The sequence below is a fragment of the Streptomyces sp. NPDC007025 genome (assembly GCF_042869455.1).
Classification (GTDB): Bacteria; Actinomycetota; Actinomycetes; order Streptomycetales; family Streptomycetaceae; genus Streptomyces.
Map to the genome: position 1 here is coordinate 1 of NZ_JBIAFT010000029.1, position 2,533 is coordinate 2,533.

Consider the following 2,533-nt stretch of genomic DNA (forward strand, 5'->3'; position numbering starts at 1 on the left):
AGGCGGTGCCGTTGTCGTTCGCGCAGCGTCGTCTGTGGTTCCTGCACAAGCTGGAGGGCCCGTCGGCCACCTACAACATGCCCCTCGTCCTGCGGTTGCGGGGCGGCGTCGGCGCGGAAGCGCTGCACACCGCGCTGCAGGATCTGGTGGTCCGGCACGAGTCGCTGCGAACCGTCTACTCCGAGGTCGGGGACGAGCCCTGCCAGGTGGTGCTCGATGCAGCGGGCGCGGAGCTGCAGTGGGAGCGTCGCCCGGTGACGGAGGAGGAACTCCCCGAGGCGTTGGGAGACGCCGCTCGCCACGCATTCGACCTCGCCTCCGAGATGCCCGTGCGTGCGTGGCTGTTCGAGGTGGGACAGGAGGAGTGTGTCCTGCTCCTGCTCGTGCATCACATCGCGGGTGACGGGTGGTCGATGGGTCCGTTGGCGCGGGATGTGGTGGCGGCGTACACGGCGCGTGCGCAGGGTGGTGTGCCGCAGTGGTCGCAGTTGCCGGTGCAGTACGCGGACTACACGTTGTGGCAGCGCGAGCTGCTGGGTGACGAGAACGACCCGGACAGCCTGTACGCCAAGCAGGTGGGCTTCTGGCGCGACCAGTTGGTGGACCTGCCGCAGCAGGTGACGTTCCCGGCCGATCGGCCCCGCCCCGCGGTGGTCTCCTATGAGGGCGCGCACCTGCAGTTCGAGTTGGATGCGGGGTTGCATCGGGGTCTGGTCGGGTTGGCGCGGCGGTCGGACACGACGGTGTTCATGGTGTTGCAGGCGGGTCTTGCGGCGTTGCTGACGCGGTTGGGTGCGGGGGAGGACATTCCGCTGGGGTCGCCGATCGCGGGGCGTATGGATGATGCGCTGGACGATCTGGTCGGTTTCTTCGTGAACACGCTGGTGCTGCGGACGGACACCTCGGGTGACCCGAGTTTCGAGGAGTTGCTGGGGCGGGTGCGGGAGTCGAGTCTGGCGGCGTATGCGCACCAGGACGTGCCCTTCGAGCATCTGGTGGAGTTGCTGAATCCGAACCGTTCGACCTCCCACCACCCGCTCTTCCAGGTCATCCTCGGACTCCAGAACGCGCAGGAGGGCTCCTTCGAACTCCCCGGCCTCCACGTGGAGGCCGAGGGCGTCGATCTGGGCGTGGCCAAGACCGACCTGGCGGTCAATGTCATCGAGCGGTACGACGACGCGGGCGAGCCGACCGGCATCGAGGCACTCGCCGAGTTCGCCGAGGCCCTGTACGACCGCTCCACGGTCGAGGGCTTCGCCATGCGGTGGGTGCGGCTGCTGGAGCAGCTGGTGGCGGACCCCTCGGCCCCGATCGGTCGGGCCGAGCTGCTGACCGGACCGGAGCGGGACCGGATCCTCACCGAGTGGAACGACACGTCCGCCGAAGGGAACGACGGTACGTCGGTCGAGTCCCCAGCCGAGACGTTGGCCGGACTGTTCGAAGCCCGGGCCCGCCGCACTCCCCAGGCCACCGCGGTGATGTTCGCCGGCACACGGGTCGGCTACGGGGAGCTGAACGCGCGGGCGAACCGGCTGGCGCACTGGCTGATCGATCGTGGTGTGGGGCCGGAGAAGCTGGTGGCGGTGGAGCTGCCGCGGTCGGTGGAGATGGTCGTCGCCGTCCTGGCGGTGTCGAAGGCAGGCGGCGCCTATCTGCCGCTGGACCCCGACCTCCCGCGGGACCGGCGGGATCTCATGCTGAAGGACGCACAGCCGGTGCTGGTCCTGGACCCGGAGGCCATGGCACAGGATGTGTCCGGCCGGCCGGAGACCGACCCGCCGCGCGGCGCAGCTCTCCACCACCCGGCGTACGTCATCTACACGTCCGGCTCCACCGGCACCCCGAAGGGCGTGGTCGTCACACACACGGGTGTCGCCGCGTTGGCACGCACCCAGGTGCGGCGGCTGGGCGTGTCTCCTGGGAGCCGGGTGCTGCAGTTCGCCTCGCCCGGCTTCGACGTGGCTTTCGGTGATCTGTGCACCGCGTTCGCCGGAGGTGCCGCGCTCGTCCTTCCCGAACCGGGGCAGCTGTCGAGTGAGGCCCTCCTGCGGCTGCTGGCCGATGCCGAGGTCACCCATGTGCAGCTTCCGGTCTCGGTGCTGCGCGCACTCACCTTCGACGGGGTCGAGTCGGCCCTCCCTCGCCTCGAGACCGTGGTGGCCGGGGGAGAGGTGTGTCCGCCGGAGCTGGCGGCGCGCTGGTCCGCGGGACGCCGCATGCTCAATGCGTACGGTCCGACCGAGGCCACGGTCTGCGTCTCCACTCACACCGTGACCGACGGCGAGCCGTCTTCCGGCGGTGTCGTCCCGATCGGACGGCCGGTGGCCGGCACCCGCCTGTTCGTGCTCGACGCGGGCCTGCGACCGGTTCCCGCAGGCGTGCCTGGCGAGCTGTATGTGTCGGGTCCCGGGCTCGCTCGCGGCTATCTGGACCGTGCGGGGCTGACGGCGGAGAGGTTTGTGGCGTCGCCGTTCGAGGTGGGTGTCCGGATGTATCGCACGGGTGATCTGGTGCGGTGGCGTGCGGATGGCCA

The 2,533-nt window shown here is 70.0% G+C and carries 1 protein-coding gene; it reads left to right on the top strand.

The window, feature by feature from the left end; genetic code table 11:
• A partial coding sequence (locus ACFYMO_RS31650) for an amino acid adenylation domain-containing protein (protein ID WP_388550925.1) occupies window positions 1-2,533 on the top strand: 2,533 nt, incomplete at both ends.